Source organism: Peribacillus suis (assembly GCF_059384845.1).
Genome location: NZ_CM182019.1, coordinates 1,955,947 through 1,980,528, shown reverse-complemented (window position 1 = coordinate 1,980,528; position 24,582 = coordinate 1,955,947). Strand labels below are relative to the sequence as shown.

General features: G+C 38.1%; 26 protein-coding genes and 1 other RNA gene. 9 read left to right on the top strand and 18 right to left on the bottom strand.

Features of this window, described 5'->3' with window-relative positions:
• Positions 1-25 precede the first annotated feature (25 nt).
• The 8 genes from AC503W_RS09660 to AC503W_RS09625 form a co-directional block, all read right to left on the bottom strand.
• Entirely contained in the window at positions 26-442 is a 417-nt protein-coding gene (locus AC503W_RS09660) for a Zn-ribbon domain-containing OB-fold protein (protein WP_427687280.1), read from the bottom strand.
• Positions 443-453: 11 nt separating this feature from the next.
• Positions 454-1,617, bottom strand: coding sequence for a thiolase C-terminal domain-containing protein (locus AC503W_RS09655; RefSeq protein WP_494917077.1), 1,164 nt, complete (start codon positions 1,615-1,617; stop codon positions 454-456).
• A gap of 35 nt (positions 1,618-1,652) precedes the next feature.
• The gene (locus AC503W_RS09650) at positions 1,653-2,069 is read right to left on the bottom strand and encodes a MaoC/PaaZ C-terminal domain-containing protein (protein ID WP_494917075.1); all 417 of its coding nucleotides are present in this window, start codon (positions 2,067-2,069) and stop codon (positions 1,653-1,655) included.
• A 71-nt stretch (positions 2,070-2,140) separates the two neighbouring features.
• Positions 2,141-2,599, bottom strand: coding sequence for a MaoC family dehydratase N-terminal domain-containing protein (locus tag AC503W_RS09645; protein ID WP_494917073.1), 459 nt, complete (start codon positions 2,597-2,599; stop codon positions 2,141-2,143).
• 6 nt (positions 2,600-2,605) lie between these two features.
• A complete protein-coding gene (locus AC503W_RS09640; RefSeq protein WP_494917071.1) occupies positions 2,606-4,798 on the bottom strand; it encodes an acetate--CoA ligase family protein in 2,193 nt (730 codons plus the stop codon).
• Positions 4,799-5,151: 353 nt separating this feature from the next.
• Positions 5,152-5,946 carry a CPBP family intramembrane glutamic endopeptidase gene (locus AC503W_RS09635; protein ID WP_494917069.1) on the bottom strand — a complete coding sequence of 265 codons (795 nt, stop codon included), beginning with the start codon at positions 5,944-5,946 and terminating at the stop codon, positions 5,152-5,154.
• A 167-nt stretch (positions 5,947-6,113) separates the two neighbouring features.
• A complete protein-coding gene (locus tag AC503W_RS09630) occupies positions 6,114-8,171 on the bottom strand; it encodes a helix-turn-helix domain-containing protein (RefSeq protein WP_494917065.1) in 2,058 nt (685 codons plus the stop codon).
• A 230-nt stretch (positions 8,172-8,401) separates the two neighbouring features.
• Positions 8,402-8,668, bottom strand: a complete 267-nt coding sequence (locus AC503W_RS09625; RefSeq protein WP_494917063.1) for a hypothetical protein — start codon at positions 8,666-8,668, stop codon at positions 8,402-8,404.
• A 210-nt stretch (positions 8,669-8,878) separates the two neighbouring features.
• Here AC503W_RS09625 and AC503W_RS09620 point away from each other — a divergent pair, with 210 nt between their 5' ends.
• The gene (locus AC503W_RS09620; protein ID WP_494917061.1) at positions 8,879-10,207 is read left to right on the top strand and encodes a polysaccharide biosynthesis protein; all 1,329 of its coding nucleotides are present in this window, start codon (positions 8,879-8,881) and stop codon (positions 10,205-10,207) included.
• Between the two features lie 221 nt (positions 10,208-10,428).
• Positions 10,429-10,620: a DUF3934 family protein gene (locus AC503W_RS09615; protein ID WP_494917059.1), complete on the top strand. Its 192-nt coding sequence runs from the start codon at positions 10,429-10,431 to the stop codon at positions 10,618-10,620.
• 207 nt (positions 10,621-10,827) lie between these two features.
• Here the strand turns inward: AC503W_RS09615 and AC503W_RS09610 are convergent, their stop codons facing one another.
• Both AC503W_RS09610 and AC503W_RS09605 read right to left on the bottom strand, forming a co-directional pair.
• The gene (locus tag AC503W_RS09610; RefSeq protein WP_402872821.1) at positions 10,828-11,193 is read right to left on the bottom strand and encodes a DUF948 domain-containing protein; all 366 of its coding nucleotides are present in this window, start codon (positions 11,191-11,193) and stop codon (positions 10,828-10,830) included.
• Between the two features lie 105 nt (positions 11,194-11,298).
• Positions 11,299-11,673, bottom strand: a complete 375-nt coding sequence (locus AC503W_RS09605; RefSeq protein ID WP_494917057.1) for a DUF948 domain-containing protein — start codon at positions 11,671-11,673, stop codon at positions 11,299-11,301.
• A 210-nt stretch (positions 11,674-11,883) separates the two neighbouring features.
• Here AC503W_RS09605 and AC503W_RS09600 point away from each other — a divergent pair, with 210 nt between their 5' ends.
• From AC503W_RS09600 to AC503W_RS09590, 3 genes are all read left to right on the top strand, one after another.
• Entirely contained in the window at positions 11,884-12,213 is a 330-nt protein-coding gene (locus AC503W_RS09600) for a four-helix bundle copper-binding protein (protein ID WP_402959511.1), read from the top strand.
• Between the two features lie 247 nt (positions 12,214-12,460).
• Positions 12,461-12,784 (top strand): hypothetical protein, encoded by a 324-nt coding sequence (locus tag AC503W_RS09595; protein WP_402959509.1) that lies wholly within the window; start codon positions 12,461-12,463, stop codon positions 12,782-12,784.
• 272 nt (positions 12,785-13,056) lie between these two features.
• Complete coding sequence (locus AC503W_RS09590) at positions 13,057-13,263, top strand: YqaE/Pmp3 family membrane protein (RefSeq protein WP_402873212.1); 207 nt, start codon at positions 13,057-13,059, stop codon at positions 13,261-13,263.
• A 75-nt stretch (positions 13,264-13,338) separates the two neighbouring features.
• Here the strand turns inward: AC503W_RS09590 and AC503W_RS09585 are convergent, their stop codons facing one another.
• Positions 13,339-15,906 (bottom strand): DEAD/DEAH box helicase, encoded by a 2,568-nt coding sequence (locus tag AC503W_RS09585; protein WP_494917055.1) that lies wholly within the window; start codon positions 15,904-15,906, stop codon positions 13,339-13,341.
• A 415-nt stretch (positions 15,907-16,321) separates the two neighbouring features.
• Here AC503W_RS09585 and AC503W_RS09580 point away from each other — a divergent pair, with 415 nt between their 5' ends.
• Positions 16,322-17,260, top strand: coding sequence for a sensor domain-containing diguanylate cyclase (locus AC503W_RS09580; RefSeq protein ID WP_494917053.1), 939 nt, complete (start codon positions 16,322-16,324; stop codon positions 17,258-17,260).
• A 267-nt stretch (positions 17,261-17,527) separates the two neighbouring features.
• Here the strand turns inward: AC503W_RS09580 and AC503W_RS09575 are convergent, their stop codons facing one another.
• Together AC503W_RS09575 and AC503W_RS09570 are read right to left on the bottom strand one after the other, a co-directional pair.
• Positions 17,528-17,707, bottom strand: a complete 180-nt coding sequence (locus AC503W_RS09575; protein ID WP_494917051.1) for a hypothetical protein — start codon at positions 17,705-17,707, stop codon at positions 17,528-17,530.
• Positions 17,708-17,721: 14 nt separating this feature from the next.
• The gene (locus AC503W_RS09570; RefSeq protein WP_402873209.1) at positions 17,722-18,450 is read right to left on the bottom strand and encodes a type II toxin-antitoxin system SpoIISA family toxin; all 729 of its coding nucleotides are present in this window, start codon (positions 18,448-18,450) and stop codon (positions 17,722-17,724) included.
• Positions 18,451-18,693: 243 nt separating this feature from the next.
• On the opposite strand from AC503W_RS09570, the gene AC503W_RS09565 reads away from it, so the two are divergent.
• Positions 18,694-19,779, top strand: a complete 1,086-nt coding sequence (locus AC503W_RS09565; protein WP_402992045.1) for an MBL fold metallo-hydrolase — start codon at positions 18,694-18,696, stop codon at positions 19,777-19,779.
• 38 nt (positions 19,780-19,817) lie between these two features.
• Here AC503W_RS09565 and AC503W_RS09560 read toward each other — a convergent pair whose 3' ends face one another.
• Positions 19,818-20,774: a DMT family transporter gene (locus tag AC503W_RS09560; RefSeq protein ID WP_402872801.1), complete on the bottom strand. Its 957-nt coding sequence runs from the start codon at positions 20,772-20,774 to the stop codon at positions 19,818-19,820.
• A gap of 229 nt (positions 20,775-21,003) precedes the next feature.
• On the opposite strand from AC503W_RS09560, the gene AC503W_RS09555 reads away from it, so the two are divergent.
• Positions 21,004-21,330, top strand: a complete 327-nt coding sequence (locus AC503W_RS09555; RefSeq protein WP_427687307.1) for a YnfA family protein — start codon at positions 21,004-21,006, stop codon at positions 21,328-21,330.
• A 25-nt stretch (positions 21,331-21,355) separates the two neighbouring features.
• On the opposite strand, the gene AC503W_RS09550 is transcribed toward AC503W_RS09555, so the two are convergent.
• From AC503W_RS09550 to AC503W_RS09535, 4 genes are all read right to left on the bottom strand, one after another.
• Positions 21,356-21,973, bottom strand: a complete 618-nt coding sequence (locus AC503W_RS09550) for an NAD(P)-dependent oxidoreductase (protein ID WP_402872796.1) — start codon at positions 21,971-21,973, stop codon at positions 21,356-21,358.
• Positions 21,974-22,074: 101 nt separating this feature from the next.
• On the bottom strand, positions 22,075-22,422 hold the full coding sequence (locus AC503W_RS09545) for a hypothetical protein (protein ID WP_427651239.1): 348 nt from the start codon (positions 22,420-22,422) through the stop codon (positions 22,075-22,077).
• 205 nt (positions 22,423-22,627) lie between these two features.
• A non-coding RNA gene (gene ssrS / locus AC503W_RS09540) (6S RNA) lies at positions 22,628-22,815 on the bottom strand.
• Between the two features lie 74 nt (positions 22,816-22,889).
• Complete coding sequence (locus AC503W_RS09535) at positions 22,890-24,068, bottom strand: iron-containing alcohol dehydrogenase (RefSeq protein WP_494917042.1); 1,179 nt, start codon at positions 24,066-24,068, stop codon at positions 22,890-22,892.
• Between the two features lie 250 nt (positions 24,069-24,318).
• On the opposite strand from AC503W_RS09535, the gene tatA reads away from it, so the two are divergent.
• Positions 24,319-24,525: a twin-arginine translocase TatA/TatE family subunit gene (gene tatA, locus AC503W_RS09530; protein ID WP_402872789.1), complete on the top strand. Its 207-nt coding sequence runs from the start codon at positions 24,319-24,321 to the stop codon at positions 24,523-24,525.
• Positions 24,526-24,582 lie beyond the last annotated feature (57 nt).

Sequence of the window (24,582 nt, the reverse complement as noted above, 5' to 3'; positions counted from 1 at the left end):
TTTTTACCAGTCTAAATTGAATGATCTATACTTGAATCCATTGTGGCAAAGAACGTTCTTCCGTCATTTTCTCCCAAGTCATCTTGACCTGCATTCCGATATGAACATCATCGGTAGGACACTGCAGAATATTCCCGATTAATTTGACATCAGGCAATTTATCTAATTCGACAATTGCAATGATGAGTGGTAAATCATCTTGGAATCCTGGTAGAAATGGACGATAGGAAATGATATACGAATAAACTTTCCCGTTTATGTCACTACCTTGACTTTCCCAACTTAGTTCCGTACTTCCGCATTTTGCACAACTTGGTCCAGGAGGATGCGAATATTCCTGACAGCTATTACACTTTTGTAGAATCAGTTCATGACGATCTGCCCCATCCCAATATGGGGTATTATCTTGGGTTTTTACCGGAATAGGTTTTTGGTATTCCATCTTTTTCCCTCCTAGTTTCTAAGAATCATAGCTCCGGCGATATCAGGACCAGCCCAGCCAGTACATATACCTATTTCACAATTTTCCACCTGGCGATCTGTCCCTTTATATTCATGTCGGACTTGTCGAACGATTTCCAAAACGTTGTTCATCCCATGTGTATAGCCTTCTGATAACATTCCTCCAGCAGTATTCGATGGTAATTTCCCACCCATCCGCAAGTTTCCTTCGGCTACAAAATCCCCTACTTCGCCTCGTGGGGCGAATCCATAAGCCTCCAATTGACGTAGCACCACCCAGCTGTAACAGTCATAAATGGAAGCAACATGAATATCTTCGGGTTTAACTCCTGCCATTTTATATACTTCAGGTGCAACATAGTCAGAAGCGACTTCATCTAAATTGTTCCAATAATGGGCATGTGACACACATTGCCTTGCAGATAACCCCATGATGTAGACTGGTTTAGATTTTCCATTCTTAGCTCGCTCCGATGAAGTGACGATGATTGCATTAGCCTCATCTGATTCCATGCAGAAATCGTGCTTATTGAATGGGTAACTCAAATATGGTGTTTTTTTGTATTCTTCCATCGTTAACGGTTTCCCGTAAAAATATGCTTTTGGATTTCTTTGGGCATGCTCATAAAAGCTCGTGCAGACATGTCCAAGATGCTCCTGGGTCAACCCGGTTTCATGCATATGGCGAGTCGCAAAAAGTCCGAACCACTGTGATGGGCTACCCGCTCCGTAAGGAATGATAAAGCTCCCACCTTCAATGGCCGATTGGAGCAGATTCACATCCCAACCTCCCCCGCCCATTCGGACGCCAGATCTCCCATTCATAGAGCGGTAGATTAATACCGTATTTAATTGCCCTGTTTCAATTAGACCAACAGCATCAGCAATTAACATCTCCGTGCTGCTTCCTCCACCCATAATATCGTTTACATATTTCGGACGAACGCCTAAATACGTGGCTAACTGATGTGAAGTGCAAGAATCATGTTCGGAATAACTCATGAAACCATCAATATCTTTCGCTTGAAGACCAGCATCATTCAATGCTGCCCGTGCTGCATCCAATGCCAAATGAAGGGGCGTTGTTCCAGAATTCTTGGATCGTTCACTCTCCCCAACTCCGACAATGGCGTAGCGATCTTTTATACTTCCCATAAAAAAGCCTCCCTTTTGATTTCTAAAGCAACCCCCTATTGAAATTGCAAGACGACTTGCCCTGATCCTACAACATGCTCTGGTTCTTTTTCTGCAATAAGATCCAGTTTGACAAAGCGTTTTCCCTCTATCTCATACACATTTTTCACAAATGCTGAACAGGTAATTTGGTCTCCGGGTACAGTGATAGCACCGAATCTCATTTTAAAGTTCGTTGGCATAGCGGTATCCCCAGCCAATTTCATTACATATTCCCCTAGAAAGCCCATGACCAGCATTCCGTGAGCAATCACCCCTTGCATTCCTACTTTTTTGGCAAAGTCATCATCTGTATGGAGCGGATTGAAGTCCCCTGAAGCACCTGCATATTTGACTAATTGAACTTTTGTTACACTTGGCTTGGTAAGTGACTTGAGTCTTTGTCCTTCTTGTAAGCCTTCATAATTCAACATTTCCCTTTACTCCTCTCATTGGAAGTCTTCCTTTTGCTCCAATCGACTATTTATAAGCAATTATTCCCTACTTAAACTGTAGATGATTTAGCTTTTAAGGGCCTATAGATAATATTCGTACGGCTTATCACAACCAATTTACCCGTTTCATCTCTGATTTCCGTATCGAGAACCACGAACTGCATAGGCCCTTTTTTTCCTTCACGTTCATACACATCAGAGACCTTCATCTGGCAATATAGTGTATCCCCCGGACGAATTGGGCGTTCATAGATGAATTCCTGCTCACCATGCAGCATTCTTCTTTGATCGAGCTTTAGATCCAAGTTTTCTCCACTATCTTGCCCTATTGCTATAGGGAAAGTGGGAGGAGCAATAATGCCTCCATATATTGTTTTTGCAGCATACTCTTCATCCATATATAAAGGATTAAAATCACCGATTGCTTCGGCAAATTGCCGTATATGCCTTTTTTCGACTTCAAATACAAATTGATTTCCAGTTAAACCCTTTAAATAATCCAACTCCATAGTTTGCTACCCCCTAATCGTTGTTTTCACTTCAGATTCGTTACCGATAACAAGCATCGCATCCGCTGCTTTAATTCCATCTCGATAAACAATTAGAGGATTTATATCCAGCTCTTTGATGGAATCTTTATAATCAGTGACCAAGGCTGAAACCTTTAGTAACACATCAATAATGGATTCGATATGAACCGGATCTTTTCCCCGCGTTCCTTTAAGGATGGCTTTTCCCTTGATCTCTTCAATCATTTCATAAGCATCTTTTCTCGAAATTGGCGCAACCCTAAGTGACACATCTTTGAAGACCTCTACAAATATCCCTCCCAGACCAAACATGATAACAGGTCCAAAAACCGGATCATTATTAGCTCCTATAATTACTTCCACACCTTCGGGGAGCATTTCCTGTACGGAAATTCCATTGATTATAGCGTCTGGTTTATACATCAGTGCATTACGGGTTATTTCAGTGAAAGCTTTTACGACTTCTTGTTCGTCTTTCACATTCAATCGAATGGCATCTGCTTCTGTTTTATGTGGAATATCAGGGGAATCCACTTTTAAAACGACTGGGTACCCCATTTTTGTTGCAAAATTTGATGCTTCTTCAGCTGTGGTAGCTAAAGATCTCTTTGTAGTTGGAATTTGATAATGATCCAATATAGCGCTTGCTTCTGATTCACTCAGTGTCTTGCCAGTAGGCAATAGTTTTTCTATATCTTGCTTCTCTATCAACTTAGGAATTTCAAGTTGTTCAAATGCATGTAACTCCTTATTTTTTCGATAATATTCACTGTATTCGACTAATTTAGCAAATCCTCTGATTGGATTTAAATTACCCGGTACAACAGGAATTCCATTTTTAACAAGCTCTGCTGTGCCTTGAGGAATGGACATGCCTACCAGTGGGAAAGAGGTAATGAATATGAATTTGTCGGAAGCTTTACAAAGACCTATAAACTCTTTTAACAAAGGATGATCAGCATCCCAATAATTAGGAAACTCAGTGAAAATAATATTATCTACTTCAGGATCTTCAATAAGAGCCCTTAATGGAGCGATAAATAATTCTGGATTGGATACAGAGGCAGCAGCTGTTAAATCAACTGGGTTGGAAGCGCTTGCATAAGTAGGAATATTAAGCATGATTTTTTCCTTTGTTTTTTCACTTAGAGGCATGATGGTAAGACCATTTGCTTCACAACGGTCTGCTTCATTAATGCCTCTTCCTCCAGAACTTGTGATGATTACTGTATTTCTTCCTTTAGGCAACTTATTGGAAAGAAATAACTTTGAAAAAGAGATGATATCTTCATAATCATCAGCTCTGACAATACCGGATTGCGTAAAGAATGCATCATAAACATGATCCGAACCAGCGAGTGAACCAGTGTGAGAAGCAGCAGCTCTGCTTCCTGCTATACTTCTGCCTGTTTTCATGACAATGATTGGTTTATTTATGTCCAGTGCGTCTTTAGCCAAAATTCTTAGCTTTTCTGGATTTTTAGATCCTTCCAAGTAGCCACTTATTACGCTTATTTTTGGATCATGGATCATATATTCCACGATATCCGAAAACTCGGTTTCCATTTCATTTCCGACACTCACAAAGTAGTTAAAGCTTAGTTCATTCTGTGCAGCAGCCATATATGTTAATACACCAAATGCCCCACTTTGCGAGACATACCCCACACCTTGTTGGCCATCCAACGGAACTGATAATATCGCAGGTGAAAACGTCCCGATTAATCCATTAGACAAATTAACTAACCCAACGCAGTTGGGACCGACTATTCGAATACCATTCTTTTTGGCAATCTCTGTGAGCACCTTCTGCTTTTCAATGCCTTCCTGTCCAGTTTCAGAAAAGCCCGCAGAAAAAATGATGGCCGCTTTAACATTCTTTTTTGCACATTCTTCTAACCCTTGCTGTACTTGTTCGGCATTTAAACAAAATATGGCCAAGTCAATATCGTTTGGTACATCCAATAAGGAAGGGTAACATTTTAATCCTTCAATCTCCTTCGCTTTGCGATTGATTGGATAAATCTCTCCGATAAATTCCCCATCCAAAAGTGTCTTCACTTGTAGATTACCAATCTTATATTTATTCGCAGATGCACCTAGTATGGCTACAGACCTAGGATTAAATAAAGGATCAAGCGATTGATTTGAAAGATCTATTTGATTTTCATTTGTCATACATTCTCCCCCAACCTCGTAATGTATAAATCATTTCTCTGTTTTCATCTTACATGTAGAGAAAAAAAGATAAGAAAATTAACTATCGCTAAATTCATATAAACATTAGGAGGTTAATTCATGTAAAACCTTTCATTTAACCTTGATGCAGCAAGGGATACAAGGAGACACTAAAAAAATTACGTTCTATATAACCCCGACTATGCGTGGGGATAGCCCCGACATCTGAACAAGATAAACGCTTAACTTTTTAGTTTGAAATAAAAAAGGAAACCCCGTTTAAGGATTTCCTATATAAACTCTATTAAATTTTTTCTACTGTTCCTTGGTGATACGTGAATTCGTACCTTTTCTTAGTTCAATAGGAAACCACTTAAAACCATAAGAATATTAAAAATAAAGTGCCAAAGAATCGAAGGAATCACACTTCTGCCTTTGATAGTAATCCCTCCATAAAACATTCCTCCAATTGAAAATGCAATGCAAGTAACCCATGGAATTCCAAGTGAATAATGTTGCAATCCAAAACCCAAACTTGTTAGTACGACCGCCCATTTTTCACCTAATAGTTCTGAAAACCGATTCAGCAGATTACCTCTCCAAATAAGTTCTTCTAATACAGCATTTGTTATTGAAAATATGATGGTGAGTAGCCACATTTCTTTGATGGCGAACCAACCATTTTGAATAATGAAAGGTGTAAAGACAATAGTATTAACGATTAATGCTATGAATAGAAAAAACTTAACACTCGTTCGGTGAAAACCGGACCATATAAATGGAAAGTAAATCAGTTCATTCCATTGTGGTTTTTTCAAATATGCTATAAATGGAGACTTGGAAAAGAAAGATAAAATGAATAAGGGGACCAAAATTAGAATTAATGATACTCTACTGAAAAGTATGCGTAATTCCTTTGTTTCAAACTGTATCGTCCAATGAGTAATTGCATATAAATAAGCGGAAAATCCAACTCCAAATAGAATACTTGTGATAATAAACGATTTCATAGATTTATCGAAGGTTATAAAAATAAAAATAGACGTAATTAGCCATATACCAATAAGTAAATAATTGTTTAGTTGTAACGATATGATAAGGGATACAAATATAAATAATGAAGCGATATGTTTAAATACATATGACAATATGAAACATTCACCCCTCCGAAAACAGTAGTTGCATTAGGGCCAAATCCCTCCTGCTTACTTCGGGGGGCTATAGACCAATTCCTTCCCTTTTATTAGAGTGTAGTGTAGGAATTGGACTCTTTGGCTCAATGGAATTTAATGAGCGGAATTCGGCGTTTTAACCACTATGTATGATGAACCGTTTCATGTTTTTCCAACCATTTAAGCATTTTCATGCGAATTTTTTTTGATGGGACTTTAATTCCCCTCTCAATATTACTAACGTAAGGAGCAGAAATTTCTAGTTCTTCTGCCAATTGATATAGTGTAAGATTGAGCATTTTTCTAGTGTTTCTTATTTGCTTACCAATTTGTACATTCTTTTGGTTAGAATGTTTTTGTTCCGAATCATCAATAGTCTTTTTTTTCTCAATTGAACGATATTGTTCCATAATAATCTCCGGAGGTTCTATTAAAATCATGGAATTCAACCAAATATTCGCCCATCCTTTAAAATCCGCAATAGACTCGTCCCACTTTTCATAATGCCATGATGCAATTACTCCATCATCAAGTAACTTATCAAAAGCCTTTTCAAAACGTTCTCTTGTACGCGATGGAGTTCGAATATTCAACTCTTCCCCAATAGATTCCAAGAGCGTACTTGTTTTATTTGGCTGTAAAAAGGTTCCTTTTCTTGCTTGTGTCCTCCAACGCCAGCTTAAATATCTAGTAAGTCGTTTCTCCCACAGTTGTTTATAAGGGTTATATTGCAGGGCTTTAATTGAAAGAAGTGCAACCTGCCTGCCAGATCCATTCAAGAACTTCGCGAAAACCCGATCAATTGTAAAGGTAATCTTTTTCTTACATGTTTCCTCCGAAATGGAGTATTCTTCCCCCTTACGGTCGATAAAAATAAATGTCCGGCCTTGCAACCTTGTATGAACTGGTTTACCTTTTTCGTAGACGATCGCTTTTTGGATATTAATCCATATGCTTTGAATATTTGTAAGCGATTTCAAAACTTGTTCTCGTTGTTTCGCTTCATATCCCCCTCTTCGCCCATCTCCACCAAGTTTAGGTTTTAAGCCTCTTATGGATAGTAAATCACTCAGGTGAATTTCTATAATTTCTTCATTGTTTCTCGCCTTGGATAAAAACAGGCTGCAAAGGGCATCGAATACATCCACATCCGCATCCGACAATGATTGTACTCTGTTCCATGCTTCGTCGACTATACTCTGTTCCATATTTAGAGAGTGGTTGAATATAGGGATAATTTGTATAAATCCTTCTGTGTTTCCACGTAGAATAGGTGTTGATGGCCATGGAGCATTTCCGATTTTTTGAAAGTTCTTTTTATAAATGGCGTCTCTGACAGATTGGTACGGAGCACTATTCATTACCAGTAAATGGTCTTGGATAGTAAAGCTTGAAGAAAAATCCCTGATATTTGTTAATAATAAATCGGGTGTTCGAAAACCATCTTTCTTAATACAAAGAAGCTCTTCTATTTTTTTTACAGAACAAGATTCCAGATTTAAATGAATGATGATTAATTTAACCCATTCTTGTACATAGCCATTTACGATATCAATTAATTTCAATACAAAATCGGCGTCCTTAGCGAATTTATTCGTAAGTTGTTGATAGAATAATTTATTCAGTTCATCATTATCCAGTCTTGCCAAATGATTATTGCCTAACAAATCGACAATTTCCTCAATAATCCAATCCTTTATCTGATTTCTAAACCAACTATAAAAATTGACCCAAACAGTCTCCTTAGCCAAAAAGGTATCTGTTTTTAATTTGTTTTCCATTTGATAAATGGAATCTTCAATTAATTGTTTATCATTAAAAACAGCCTCGCTTTTTGAAGACAACTTCTCATATCTGCTTATAAGGTAAAACACAACATTCTGTGCTATCTGTGAAACGGTTTCATTTCGTGCTGTAATCCTTAGTTTAAAAAACAACTCTTCATTTTTTTTGTATGCCTCTTCCCAAATAACAAAAGATGTACTAAACCCTTCTTTAAATGTTTGAAAACCTGTCCGGCCTTTAGCCTTATGAATGTGATACATTTTATGAAAATCATTATATTGGTTGTTTGATTCATAGATGCAAAGCACCAAAAAGTTATTTATTCTGTTTGACCAGGGAAGAGTTGGCATGTTACCACTCGACTGGCTATTTGGTCTTTTTGTTTCGTTTTGCTTACCATCTATATTTTTTTGCATGAATACCTCCCCATTGAAATACGTAACCGCTCAAGATTTACTATTAAGATATATAAAAATGAGATGTATAACATGGAGCTAATGAAAGAGCAGGTAATACCCATCCTATTACATATATTCAATAAGCATTAACTTTACCCTTCTTTTGAACTAGAGTAATTAAAATTTTCTTGCCTGATTGCTTATATAAGAAAACGGATCAAAATAAAAACTCCTCAATTTAGAGGAGTTCATTCTTGTGAGAATTCTTTTAATCTAGGTAAAATAGGCACCAATATTTCATTTGCTATGTAATCCGTTTCTAAACCGATAAACTGTTTTCCGTCCAATTCAACAGATCGGGCATACTCGGGATTGTTACAGAATATGAACGAGATAATTCCATTTTCTTCAGTCATGTCAACATATTTGAATGAAATATGATTTTGGGTCAAACAGCTTTCAAATGCAATACATAATTCGTCTAGGTTCGAATGGTCAATCGTTGAAAATTTCATTTTTAACATCTCCTCTGAATACAGGATAGCAAAATATTAGTTAGATTACAAAGGACATAACAAAGTTACTTTTACACACTTTATTATCACCATGTCTACAGCTGTCATTTTGAATTGTATGGATAGCGTGCCATGTCATATCCTTCAACATGAATATTCCGGTGCCTGTCTCATATATTTATACAAACACCTTTTGAGGAGTGTGACAGCATGCAATCTTTTTATAAAGGAACGCTCATCTTGATAGTCGCAGCGTTTTTTGGTGAATGTATCGAGTTTTTTGTAAACATGATTCTCGCCAGGGAACTACAAGAGGAAGGCATGGGGCTTTACATGTCCATTTTGCCTGTATTCTTTCTGATATATGTAATTGCCAGTTTTGAATTGCATGTTTCGATTGCCAAGTTTGTCGCTGAAAACAAACCTGCATTACATTATAATTTACTGCTTCATGCCTTCAAATTGGCAACTGTGGTCGTGCTGATCATGTGTATCATCCTTCCTTTTATTCTTACATTTTCTTCAATAATGGACGGGTTTCACCCATATATAAAATGGATGCTGATCGGTTTGATACCTATCGTCGCATTTTCCTCGATTGCAAGAGGTTATTTTATGGGTGTACAACAAATGAGCAAAATTGCAATCTCAAACTTTTTAAAGAAGATTTTTCAGTTCGGCCTGTTGCTCGTCATCTTTAACTTGTTTCAATTTAACCAGGAAAAGTCTTTGTTAATGGCCTTTTTCGTATTGGTAGGAAGTGAATTTCTTGTATTCTTATACTTGATCAGCATACTGATCCTTCAAGTTCGGATCATGGGGCGTGGTACGAATTTAAGGACCACAGGTAAACATGCCCGGCAAAAGCTTTTGGAGGTATCCCTCCCAACTATGGGACTTAGAATCTTTCATGCAATCACTAATGCCATTCAACCCTTTCTTATTCATGCTGCGCTTCTTTCAGCGGGGTTTGGTGCCGTTCTTGCAACCGAGCACTTTGGGATGTTAACGGGTGTCGCGATGACTATAGGTTTCTTTCCGGCATTTATTGCTCATTCTCTAATGATCATGCTTATTCCGACTGTATCGGAAGCTCACAAAAATCAGGATAAAGAAAAGCTTAGAGTCCTGTTACAAAAATCAATGTGGTTTACGGTTATGTATGGAGTCCCAGCCGTGCTCATTATCTATTTATTTGCGGAACCTCTGACAGCACTCTTCTTTTCTTCCACAACGGCTTCTCTTTATTTGAAAATGCTTTGCCCTTATTTCCTTTTCCACTTTTTCATCATACCGATGCAAGCCTACCTCATTGGATTAGGTCTCGTCAAAGATGCATTCATCCATACCGTGTGGGCTCATATTGTTTCCTTTACCCTCATGTATATTCTTGGATCTCAAGCTGTCCTTAATATGGAAGGCGTTATCTTGGGTATGAATACAGGTGCTGTTTTAATTACATTTATGCATTACTTAACCATCTGTAAAAAAATCGGGATAAGCCTCTGGTTGACGAAATCCAAACAAAACGTTTATTAATAATGGATTGTTTGGACAATTTGCTCATACAAAAATCCCAATCATCTTGCTTAATGCTTGTACACGTAACCTATTTCCAGAAACTGATCTAAAAGGATTTTGAAAAATATTTGTCCCTTTTCCTGTACTTATGCCGCTATTTGATGTATATTTCAACATACTTGGGTATTAATCAAGCAATGTGGTTTAAACTAAGCATAGACTATTAATGGAGTGATTTCATGAGCAAGGCTAAAGCTAAGAGTGGAACAGGTAAGGGAACAGGAACAGGTACGGGCAAGAAGGGTTGGAATCGTTGGAAAACGGGAGCCAATAAGAAAAAGAGTGCCAAGCCGTACGTAAGTAAGGGCGTCAAACATGGCAATGATTCCAAAGCCAATGGTAACGATTCGAGTAGTATAAGCGAGAAATAATTAATCCACTTAATCGAGTGGCTACAAATAAACTTTCTTGTCTCAGATTCTAATACGGGTTATTCATTCAATTAAATCCATAGAAGAAGATTGGACAATTAAATAATGAGATTAATAAAGGAAAGACACTACCCAATTTGGAAGTGTCTTTTTTGTTCTATGAGGTAAATGAGATGTATGTAGAAAGAATAAGAAGAAGATTTTGTGCTATCTAATATTACTTTTGGGTTTAGTAGGATTGCTTTTTTTGGGTGAAAGCTTTGTATTATAGGTATTTGTAGCTTTTTTAACCGTATCCGTCACTGAATGAATGGCTTCCCCGACGTCTTGGGCCGAGTCGAATAATGGTTCCACTGTTTTAATCTTCCCTTTCACATCCACAGTGATATCGTTCGCTGTATGAATAAGTTGTTTTGATTCGGATGAAAGGTCCTGTATTGCTCCTCTCACATCAATCAATGTTTTATTTGCCTCCCCTAACGTCACCATCACTTTTTGTAATGTACCAATCAAGAAAACAACCAACCAAATGAAAGCCAATGCGATTGCTGCGACGCTATATTCCATAACCATGAAAAAATCCCCCTTAAACTCGAAAAATTCAGTACATGCATATTGCCGTAGTTTAGATGTATATGTTAGTAATTCTCGGGGTGCATGGTCCTCATATGAAATCTTTTATTTGATTTTGATGTGTACTCCCTCTGGTTGGTTATTAGGAGCAGTCGGATTTGAAGGAATTTCTGAATCGGTCCTGCTTCCTTCTTTTATGGTACTAGTGACATTATGAATCATTTCGCCAACATCTTGGGCCGATTCCAATAAAGGATCTACATTACTCATTTTCCCTTTTACATCAATTGTAATTTGATTCGCGGTATGGATTAATTGTTTTGATTCATCTGTTAACCCATGAACCGCCTTTCTTACCTCTTCTAGGGTTTTATTGGTTTCCTCAAGCGTACCCATTCCTTTTCGAAGCGTCTTGTTTAAATTATAAATCAAATATACGACAGCTCCGGAAACACTAGCCACGCTTAATTTAATATACATGCAAGCAACCTCCTTTTCTTTAAATTTATGCACTAGCTTCCCTATTCATTCCGTTAAAAGACTTTGCTTGCCCTGTTCTTCTCAACCTGGATTTTTTGCTATGTCCGAATATGTCTGTTCTTTATCTGTTTGGCTATTCATGTTTTAGAAATTGTTTCTAAGGAAATAGATATAGATAATATGAGATAACCATTAAGGAGGAACTTACTTATGTCACACGAAAATTATCAGTCAGTCATTCAAACTTTGCACGAATGCATGACTGCATGCAACCATTGTTTTGATGCTTGCTTAAAAGAAGAGAACGTAAAGATGATGGCCGAGTGCATCCGCTTGGATCGAGAATGCGCGGATATGTGTTCATACTTGGAACAAGCATTAGGAAGAAATACACCATTCGTTTCTGAATTGGCAGCTACCTGTGCTAAGATTTGTGAAAGTTGCGGGAATGAATGTAAAAAGCATGATCATGAACATTGTCAGAAATGTGCCCAGGCTTGCTTAACGTGTGCAGAAGAATGCAGGAAACTTGCAGCATAACTTCATATAAAGGGATAGGGTGCTCTATCCCTTTTTAATTTTGTTTTTTTCTTCCTAATGATTGATGTTAAATTATTTAAACTATACTTTGAGTTGAAAGATCAAATAATATATTCTAACGAGGTTCATGCTAAAATTATTGATTGGCATTTCACTTGAATTCTCATACTTTGCATCCCTCCATCCTCAAAGTTATTAAACTTGGCTATTTTAGGAATACTAGTCTTAAAACAGGAGGGTAATGTGCATGGCAAATCAAAAAGTTTCCGGTGAGAACGATAAGGGGAAAAAAGTATCAACTATAGATAAGAAAGAGAAAGAAAACGAGGTAACTCGACTCAATCGATTATTAGGAGCCGTCATGAGGTATTTATCCGACGACGAGCAAGAAGAAATTGACATCGAGTACTTATTGGAAAATACGGATGGTTTGAGGGAATGGTGGGATCAATACCGCGAGCTTGACCGAAAACGGGTTGAAGAAAAAATTAAAAGTTCCCTTGCAGAGCTTCCTGTTGAAGAGTTGGAATTAATCCTTGAACAGATACGTAATAAAGTGAATGGAGGCTGATTGCTCACTTCATTGAAATAACTAGTAACGCAAGTGGCTCTGTTTCATATATCCCTATCCTATGGATATGTTGTCCATATCTTTTTCTAATGGGTCAAATATCTTGGTTTCCCATTTCCCAGGCAATTCCCTAATCATATCAAGAACTTTCATTCGAAGGCTTTACGCGACAGTGGGACCTCTATAGAAAATTCCCAACCCCATTCATAGCACCGAAATAGGTTAAGTGTTATATTAGGGGTATCTACTTTTAATTTTGGAGAGTGATCAATATTCTATATTTAATCGCCATTCTTTTTCCTCCTCTAGCCGTCTTATTGGCCGGTAAACCAATTCAAGCCTTGCTTAACTTGATTCTCACCTTATTTTTCTACGTTCCAGGCCTAATTCATGCCATTTTGGTTGTTCATGACAAAAAAGCGGATAATCGAATGAAGCATCAAGCTGCCTTGATTGCAAAGTCCAATCGAAAAAAATGAATTCAACTCAAAAACCCCGTATATCTGCCACCATGTAAAGGTGTACCATATCCGGGGTTTTTCTTTATTATTTCCTTAATATTTTCGATTTTTTCTATGGCCATTATGATAACAAGCGTCACATATTTGAAAACGCGAGGTATCTGGAAGCTGTTTTCCACAGCGCTTACACTTTTTCTGATAATTGATTATTTCATCTTTCAACTGATCATGAACGCCATTACTGATTTCTTCCCGCACCCGTTCCCAATAGACAGCCTCGGTTCTCTTACCCATCCTATATAGAAACAAAAGATGAAGACCTATTGCTTTATAAGATAGTTCCAACTCCTCTAAGTTCCTAGTCCTTATAAAGGGATCGGGAAGTTCGCTACTCTCAGCAATTGCTTCTATGGTTTCTAGCCATTGGCGAATAAGGCGAGGTTCTTTTGCCGAAAAAGGTAAATGCAGGAAACCATATAGGTCCATTAATGAAAAACGAGCTTCGATTTCAGTCTCACGGATCAGTTCATAAAGCTCCCGCTCTTCCGAAAGTGATGCTTTTTTTGTTCCATTTGGCGGAGTGAACTTTTCCCATAACTCAAAGAATGTCCCTAAATTCCTGTAGTACTTCTGAAACCGTTCAAATACCGAAGAGGTCGGGGCAATCGTAAAGGTTTGAACCGGCTCATCTACCTGTTCAAGTAATTTCCTCATGATTTTTATGTCGCCCGTAAATGCTACTTTACCCGTGTCATAAATCCCTTTTCTTCCAGCACGCCCTGCTATCTGTTTTACTTCTTGAGAAGTCAGCCTTCTTCTTCTCGTCCCGTCAAATTTCTCATTTTCAAGAAAAACGATACGGCGAATCGGTAAATTCAATCCCATCCCAATTGCGTCAGTTGAAACAACGACGGATGTCTCCCCCCGATTAAAAAGCTCAATTTGCCTTTTTCTGTTTTCTGGTGGCATACTCCCATAAATCATGCTGACCCTATGCCCACTAGCTTGCACACGTGAGGCCGTTTCGAGTACTTGCCTTCTTGAAAAGCAAATAAGGGCGTCCCCTTTCTTGGTATTTTTCAATTCGAATTCTTTCGGTTCTATTTCTAACGGTATTTCCCGACTATATTCATAAATCTCCAAATCCGTTTCATCAAGTAAATTCAGCAGCATCTTTTGAATATTTCTACTTCCTATAATGTGTACTTCTTTTGCATTTGCTTTCGTAATCGCTCTATACCAAGAAAATCCACGGTCCTTGTCCGCTAACATTTGAGCTTCATCAATGACAATTACATCATAGTAGTCCTTCTCATGAAACATCTCAACCGTACAAGAGATATGCTGTGCCCCATTTATCAGCTTTTCTTCTTCTCCCGTTTTTAATGAGCAAAGCACACCGTCTGCATTCAGCTTATCAAACACTTCCAGAGCAAGAAGCCTAAGTGGTGCAAGATACAATCCGCTCTCGGCCTTTTTCATTTTCTCCAGGGCCTGGTGTGTCTTTCCTGTATTCGTGTCTCCAATGTGTAAAATGTATTTGACCTTTAGTCCTAATGATGGTGTATAGGCCTTTCCAAAAATGTCGTCAAGGATTCTTTTCTCTTCTTCCTTCTTTCGAGCAGCTTCTGCCAGCGCTTCTGCTTTTTTTCGTTCCCTGGTTGCCTCGTCCCTTTCAAAAATCTCTTGATGAACTGATTCATCAAAGGGAATCTGGGCAAGCTTCAGTAAGTCAGATAGGTATTCTTCTTGAAGTTCGTCGAAACAAGCCTGTGACAAATCTGTCAAATCCTCTTGAAGTAACTCTTTAAGGATCTCCGGGGTGACGATATCCCCTAAGGTTTCTGAATAATTGTTCAATACTTCTGTAGTCAAGTTCTCAAGAACCTTTTTAGGTATATATTCAAAGATAAAGTCTAATACCAACCGTTCATAACGATAGAAATAATTTTCATACTCGTAACGACTTTTACCCCACTCAAAAGTAGAATGAATATCCCCCGTCAGTTCATCGAAGAAATCAGTCACCATAAGGTAATCGGTAGATTCGAATGATCCCTCCTCAATCAACCGTTCTTCAAGTAGATACGGTTCTACAGACTGAAATTTCGGCTTATTAAGAAGATCAGTGGCAATTTTGCCTGATATATAATAACGGACATGTAAATAAACTAGCAGAGAGTTATTTTCTAAAAAAGTGTACGCTTCATTTTCAAGCTTTTCCTGTACCAGCCACCGCTTATGTGCTAGCTTTTGTTCCTCTTGCCTTTTAAAGAAGACTTCCCTTGCGTTCACATATCTCTGTTCCCAATCTTGATCGTTTTCGGAAAAGGTCTCCTCCAGCCAGGATATTGTATCAAAAGGGTGATACGTCCTTAACTCATTTCGAAACAAATGGTTGATATGCTTATGATCTGTCCCTTCTGTAACGAATCCCCTGCCTTTTAAAAATACTTTCTTTTCTTTTCTCGGAACGTCATTGGACGCTTTATTTAACCAAACATTCATCCAAATCTGTTCGATATAAGACATCCGATCTGAAAGGTATGTTTCAAAGGTCGGCATTACATCTTTATTTTCTACATAGCGGTCGATATCTTGGAGTAATTTTTGCTTTGTCTGTTCAATTGAAAGTGGGTGTATATTTTCTAATTTTCCCATGATAATCCCCTTTTGAATCTTCTTATTTATTATCCTTTCCAAAAGTTTTTTTAAAATCAGCACGATAAGCCATTTTATCGGAACTGTGAGAAAGCACAAAGGAAGTGCTATGATGCAAATAGTGATAAAATATGACATGTATGATAGATTAATGGTATTACTTCCATTACATGTACAGTGAATGGTGACTCTGTCTACAATAAGCTATGTAACTTCTACATTTATAATGATGGTTTAAACTAATACTAACAAATTTCAAGCAAAACTGTATCCATTTTTCGTGATAGTAACCTCGAATTAGCAATGAGCTAACGCGACGAACATACCGTCATTTATATAAATAGATTCAACCCATGATAAATCACCCATATAGAACCCAGCAAACAACCTGACTTATGGAAAGGGGATTCAGAAAATGATTCACCACGACATTAATTACTACAAGAATTTTGATTCCATCGCTAATGAAGTCTTAGAATTACTAGCTCATACGATTAAAGTCAATACATTCGTGCTCACGGTTTTCGAACAATCCCAAAGCTTTATCGTCAAGTCCTTCAATCGGAAAGCAAATCTAATCAAGACCGGCGATACCATACCCTTTAATGAAGTTCTTTGTAACCTGGTCGTCGAGAATAAAATGGAACCCGTAGTTATTAACGATATAAAAAATAGTACCCTGACATGTAATCACCCCATATTGGATAGGATTAAAAATGGATGCTACATGGGTGCTCCTATTAAAAATGAGGATAAAATCATCGGAACATTATGTGCATTCGATATTAAACCTTATGAATTTAAAGAGTATGATGTAGTGCTACTTAGCTCCTTGGCATCGCTGATCAGTCAAACGGTCAACATCGAGAATGGAATAATCAGGGATTCTTTGACTGGTCTCTATAACCGTAACTACATTTATAACTATTTTGAATATAATAAGGATGAAATTTATAACGAAATGTCCCTCCTTTATATCGATCTCGACAATTTTAAATATTTCAATGATACTTTTGGTCATGATTTTGGAGATAGTGTCATTAAAAGGACCGCGGAGTGTCTTTTGAAATCTTCACCTGACAATAGTTATGTCGCTCGAATTGGTGGGGATGAATTTGTTATTTTATTACGCACTGAGGATAGAATAAAAAGCACAAAACAGACAGCCGAACTCCTTTTAAAACAATTATCTTCCATGCCTATTCAAGTCGGTGGGAAAGAACATTTGATTTCTGCAAGTATGGGGATAAGCGTTTACCCGGTCCATGGGGACGACATGGTTACGTTACTGAAAAAAGCGGACCATTCTATGTATGTTGCTAAAGAAGGCAAAAAACATATTGAATATTCTTAATTCAAAAAAGTGTGGATGATTGTAATCATCCACACTTTTTGTCCTTACCGTATAAAAAACCAACGTTTCGTTTTCAACTTACGCAAAACATTCAACAATTCAGCATTTTTTTTATGTATCCTGTTTTCGGATGGCGATGCTGAAGGGGCTGGGATGTCTACTCTCACAGGTTTCTTGTTCATATCTAAAGGACCCTTCCTATTTATCATTATAAAATAGTATATGCAGGTGCCCTTAAAATATCATCAATCCCAAGCCTCCTTCTTTCTAGAGGACATTCCTCAATTTGTTCAAACGTGTTGTCTTTTCTTTATGGTTCAGGATAACACGTTCATTTTGTTTCATCACCTTTTTTGTATGTGGACTTAAAGCCACATCGGGAATTTTGACCTGGGGTTTAATTACAGCGACGGAAACATTGCTTCCAGCTTTATCATAAATGCTCATTTAACCAACTCCCCTTAATTTTGTTTTATGACCATATCAAACATCATGATCAATAATGCTATTAATAAACAATCCACTTCTGACACGAAGCTTTCCGATCTTATCTCTAAAATATAAGGAAATGTCAAAACATTAACGGGCTGAAGCGCCATTTTCTCTTCATCATTGTAATACGTATCTTCTCTTTCCAATGTAGCACGGATCGTACTTCCAGACAAGGTCGGGTAAGCTTTTAACATCAAGTTCTTGTCTTGTTCCGTTTTAAAAGGAATAATTTTGACATTCATCCCTTCCTTGGCTGCATAAGCCTGAAGCATGATATGCAAGTAGGCCAGGTATTCCTCATTCGTCTGATAAAACTCCGGAATCCCTTCTTTTTTCAAAAGGTAAAACATATTTTTGACCTTTTCCCGATTATCCGATAATAACTTATCGCTTTCCGCAACCGCTTTAGTTGCATAGGAGAGCTCATTATCGCCAATTTTTGATATATACATGCTCAAAAATACGAACATATCTATCAGCACAAACAGAACGGCGACAATGAGGAAATTCTTCCACTCATCAAAAATGCTCGTCGGATAAAAACTCCAGTATATTAAAGCCCCCAATATGAAAATGACATACCATGTTTTTCGAATGGCTTCTATTTTCATGCTGATTTTATCTTTATACCTCCAGGATAAAACCACATAAACTAATAATGCAATAAATACGGCCCATACAAAGACTCTGAAAAACATCAACACTGTTTTTATCCTCCTACCCTTTTTTCAGCTTCTATAATTCTTATATAAATTATATTCAGGATGTCTCCCTCTTTTCCCTGCAATCAAAGAGAAAGTATAAGTGGGGATTGCTGTTTACATTTGCACTTGAACAGCGACCCTCACGCGTTTCATTCAGAACCACTCCAGTGAGTGATTACCAATTTTTATGTTATGATTAGTTCAGAATAAATCCCTAAATATTCAGGAGGAACATATATGCTGAAAACTTTAAGAATTTTCATGTCCATCCTATTAACCGGGATACTTTTTATAAGTCTTTATCCTCCACTAGGAAGACGTGCATCAAAGAAAAGAATCAAAAACTTCAGTACGAAAGAAAATTTTAAGAATGGGCAATTCATCAATCAAATTCCTGCGAGTCAGATGATGAGCCTTAAACATACTGGCTCCATACTTCGGGAGTATATGAAAGGAAATCCAAACAGACGACCTGCCGTTCCCATTTTGATTGATTCGACGGTCCGATCATACAAAGACGCCAATAAAATCACCTGGTATGGACATTCAGCCTTCATGCTTGAGTTGGACGGTAAAACTTTATTGGTGGATCCAATGTTTGGTAAAGCCCCTACTCCTTTTCCGATGTTTGGAAACAAGAGATTTAGCGGTGACTTGCCAATCGATTTGGAAAACCTTCCACCGATTGATGCTGTCATTCTCTCGCATGACCACTATGATCATTTAGATTACTATTCCATAAAGAAATTAAAAGATAAGGTCGGTCAATTCATTGTTCCCCTAGGGGTAGGAGACCATTTGGTGAAGTGGGGTGTATCGAAGGAAAAGATACAGGAACACAACTGGTGGGATGAAGTATTCTACGACGGACTCCATTTAGTCTGTACGCCAGCAAGACACTTTTCCGGGAGAAGTTTAAATGATAGAAATTCTACACTTTGGTGTTCATGGGTGATATACGGAAAAGAAGATAAGGTCTTTTTCAGCGGTGATAGCGGGTACGGCACACATTTTAGAGAAATCGGCGAAAAATACGGTCCCTTCGATCTTACATTAATGGAATGCGGACAGTATGATGAACGATGGTCCACCATTCATATGATGCCTGAAGAAACGGTCCAAGCAACTATCGACGTAAAAGGAAAACTAATGATTCCCATTCATTGGGCAGGCTTCACTTTATCTCTTCATGATTGGACAGACCCCATTGAAAGGGTGACAAAAGCTGCCAAGGAAAAACCCGTACAAGTAGCCACCCCAAAAATCGGCGAGCCTGTTCACATTGGCGGAATGGAATTCCCTGACACAATATGGTGGAAATAAAATCAGCTTATCCCTTTATTGAGGATAAGCTGATTTTTTCATTTTACACTATGCTCTTTCTCATCAAAATGAAGTTTCATTTTAATAGGGTGATCTTTCCTCTCCCCAAAATAGTTGGTACCGAACACGCCCAGGATAATTAAACCTGAACCCACTATATCGAAAATCGTAATTTTTTCATTAAGAAAGAGTGCTCCTGCAATAATGGTCACCACTGTCGATAGATTTGCAAAGACACTCATTTGAGAAGCCTTGATTTTTGATAATATCGTGTTCGAAAGCATCGACGTGACCAACGAAGCCAAGATTCCTAAATATAAGATAGAACCGACAAATTCCATACTTGACCATGGTGAAATGAATTCCGGCATCGTTCCCTTGCTCATATGAGATATGATTGCAGCCAGGTTAAAAAGGATGAAACCTGTTCCCATCATGAAAAAGGACATTTCACCAGGCGTATATTCCTTTGCCAAGGACCGTGTCATCGTCGTATATCCTGCTGTCGCTAAACAAGATAGAAGGATTAATCCCATACCGAGCAAATCAGAGGCATTCATCGTACTTCCTTTCATAAGGAAAATGAAAATGACCCCTACTACCGATAAAACAATAGAGATGTTTTGATAAAGAGAGGTTCTTTCCTTTAGAAAGTATCCCGCAATGATGACTGTAATGATTGGGGTGATAGCCGATAAGATTCCGGCATCCGTGGATTGGGAATATTTAAGTCCGAAAGTTTGAAAGACAAAGAAGAGGGTGGGAAACATTAATGATAATGGAAGCAGTTTTTTGATTGACTCAATTGTATAGCTCACCTTAATTACTTTTAATGCGACCAAAACTAATATAACGGCGAAAGAAATGCTGAAACGGAACGCCAACGTATCAAGTGGGTTCGATTCGGCGATTGCCATCTTTGTAAACAAAAAGGATAAGCCAACAATGCTGGCATGCAATATGGCTAGCATATAAGCATATGATTTGGTTTTCATGATTGCATCTCCTTAACTAGGATACTATGATTCCGTTTTAGTTCTAGTACCCTTTGTACTTGAAATGCAATCCAATAATTCATTTGAATATTCATTGGTTAGAATTCAGTGAATGACCCATGGATCGAAGAAAAGGAGATGGAGTTGATGCTCCTAAAACATAGGTAGCAAAGTCTGCCAACGTTATACAAGTTATGATAGAATTCAATGAAGAAAGTGAGGGATACATATGATTGTGACCATCCCTATATTTCTTATGGCTGGTCTGGCCGAGATTGGTGGCGGATATCTTATCTGGATGTGGCTACGAGAAGGAAAATCCATTTATTTTGGATTGGCCGGAGGAATTGCACTTATTTTATATGGCATTATTGCCACATTTCAAACATTCCCTACTTTTGGACGTGTATATGCAGCATATGGTGGCGTTTTTATCGTATTATCGGTTTTATGGGGATGGGGAATAGATAAGAAAACACCTGATTTATATGATTGGATTGGCGCTATCATTTGTGTAATCGGGGCATCCATCATCCTATGGGCACCAAGAAACTAAAAAAACTAAAGGGCTATTAACCCCTTTAGTTCCCTAAAGCAACAGATTGATTTAAATATTTATCATCCGTGAGTGCTCGTGTTATGAAATCGGCAACATCTGCACGGGAAATGCTACGGCTTCCTTTTGGTACACCTTGATGCTCTTCCCGATACGAACCAGTAGGCGGATTATCAGATAACCCCATCGGTCTTGCCACGGTCCATGTCAAATTGTTTGCTTTAATAACATCCACTGCATTACGATGATCTTCCAATACATTCCCCAACATCTTCATTGTCAACTTCCCAATTAATCCTGGGATTTCTTTTTCAATACCCGCTGACGCCATATAAATGATTCTTGAAACATTGTTGACTTTCATTCCATTGACAATATTCTGCGTCATTTCATGTAGAACGGTCGTCTTTCCCAACCCACTGCTTGAGCCTAGGCATGATATGACCACATCTTTGCCCGATATGGCCTTTTGTACCGTCTCTTCTTCTAGAGCATCCCCTTGAATGATATGCAAGTTCGGATGATTCAATTGCAGCTTAGTTGGGTTCCTTACAAAGGCTGTTACTTCGTGCTGTAAATTTAGTGCTTGCTCCACAACCAATTTTCCTGTTTTACCTGAAGCCCCAAATACGATTATGTTCATGTTTTATCCTCCAAATGAAATGATAGAGTTAATCATAACACTGACCGGATATTTTATCATTACGTTTTACTCTAAAGTGATACTAATCATACAATACTCTGTTAGCTTACTTTCTTTACTGAACTTAGTGCTGCATTGCTGAATTTTTCTTGTATGAACCATAAATCGCTATCGCTGCGATAATACAAGGAATGGCAAAGGCCAAGAAGTTGACCTGAAGGGACAATTTCATATGGGTAATACTGTGATACATAGGCATTCGTAATGATTTGTGTACCTGTTGTCGTTCCCCCTGCTATGGCTAGGAGCAAATAAAGCATGAACATGCTTGGTTTAAAGCTCAACATCGTGAGTGTCTGGAACCCCAGGATTAAAAAGGAGACGAGTACGACTTTTGAACCAAAACGATCCGCAAGTTTACCTCCAACTATCGCTTTATATAAAAGCACTTTTGAATTATGTAGGAAAAAAGAGTTACTTAAAGCATTTATGAGATTTTACATAGAAATTAACTCTTTGAATACTGCCCTATAATAACGCCTCTAAGATCTTTTATTATATAACATTGCCTCTGTTTATTAACCTTCGCCCAATTAAATGGTACAAATACAAAAGACCAGCCCCCATAAGGGACTGGCCTCAAATTGTAAAAGTTATAAAGCCGCCATTGCCGTATTTCAGTAAGAAAGTTTTAAACCACCACTCCTCAAAGTGGGTGTTTGCAAAAATTTTCCTGTTTTCCAAGTCAGTGACGAGGCATAACATTCCAACCTTGATATAAAACTCCCTATTACAGCTTAAAGGTTAAAACTTAATTATCATTACGAACAACGCAGCTTATGTATTTATAATACCTAATGTTATCTTAAGTTGCAAGGTCAAAAATTTCCATCCACTACATTTCATGCAATAAATTTTATAAAGGTTCAGTAATACGGCCATTAAAGGCGGATTGATAGATGGTTAGAATATCTTCTTTTCCAAGTGGCAAGGGGCTTCTCGCTAAAAGCCTTTTTTGCTTTTCTCCATCTTCCACCAGCTTGTCTATTGCATTTTTAGGAATATCGAAATCACCTAATGTAGTTGGGATCCCTATATCTTGCACCAATCTTTTAATTTCTTCAACACATCTAAGGGATGCCTCTTCTTCGGATAAATAAACTGAGCTTCCACCCATGGCATTTAATAAGTCAGCCATCTTTTTCGTACAACTTTTTCTAATATAGCCCATAACATACGGAAGCAGGACGGCATTGGAGTCACCATGTGATAGGTGAAATTGGCCACCTAGTGGATAGGCAAGTGCATGTACTCCCGCTACGCCAGCATTAAAAAAGGCAAGGCCGGCCATATAACTTCCCTGGCTCATGTCTGTCCTTGCTTGTTGATTTTGCCCATCCTGAACGGCAGTACGAAGAGATTTGCTAATGAGCCTGACAGCGTGTAATGATAAGGCTTCAGTCGTAGGGCTGCTATTGACGGAAACATAAGCTTCTACTGCATGAGTTAGGGCATCGATACCTGTTGCAGCTGTTATATGTGGTGGCACGGATACGGTCAGTTCTGGATCCACTATGGCAGCGTCCGCCAATAAAAAGTCATGGGTCACAACATCCTTGGTGTTTCCAAGAGAAAGCACGGCAATATTGGTTACTTCAGAACCCGTTCCCGCTGTGGTTGGGATTAATATTTTGGGAATCCCTTTTGCAGTAATCTTCCGTGTTCCCGTTAGGTTCAGGTAATCTGCCACAGATCCTTCATGAACAGCAAGAACCGCAGCCAGTTTCGCTAAATCCAGAGCACTGCCACCACCTAGACCAATGATAAGATCGAATGGATGCTCCTTTATATAGCTAACCAGTTTTTCTCCTGATTCTAAAGGGGGTTCAGGAATCACTTCTGTATATAATTGAACTTGATACCCTGCTTCTTCCAATGGGAGAGTAATCTTATTCGTCACCCCTATTTTTATAAGCACCGGGTCCGTGATGATCAGAATACTGGAGATGTCATACCTCTTCACTTGAGGAATAAGTTGTTTCAATGACCCCCAGCCCACATGACTGAGCGGGGTAAAAATAAGTGTACTGGACACATAAACACCTCCAATCCAATATTTTTATCCATCATGTAATTTAATGGTAACACAAAATATGGTAGGAAGGTAAAGTTATGATGAGGGAATCGAACAATCAAACAATTTAGCTTGCAAGCAGAGAATAATATGGAGGCAATATGTTTAGATTATAAGCAAACAAGGCTTACAATTAATAGTAATTAACCTTTGCAATTGACGGTGTGAAGTCTATAATATTAGATATCAATATTTTTAGGGGTGACTATCTATGTTTTCAAATATTGGAATACCTGGTTTAATTATAATCCTTCTATTAGCTTTAATGGTCTTTGGCCCAAGTAAACTTCCTCAAATTGGACGTGCTGTCGGCACTTCGCTTCGTGAGTTCAAGGATGCCACAAAAGGGATCACCGATGATATACAAGCCGATTTCAAAGAAGACGTACAAGCTGCTAAAAAAGAGTCCATTAAATAGAAAAGTGCATAGAAAAAGACGCCTGCACGCAGCAGGCGTCTTGATGCGTTTGTGGCG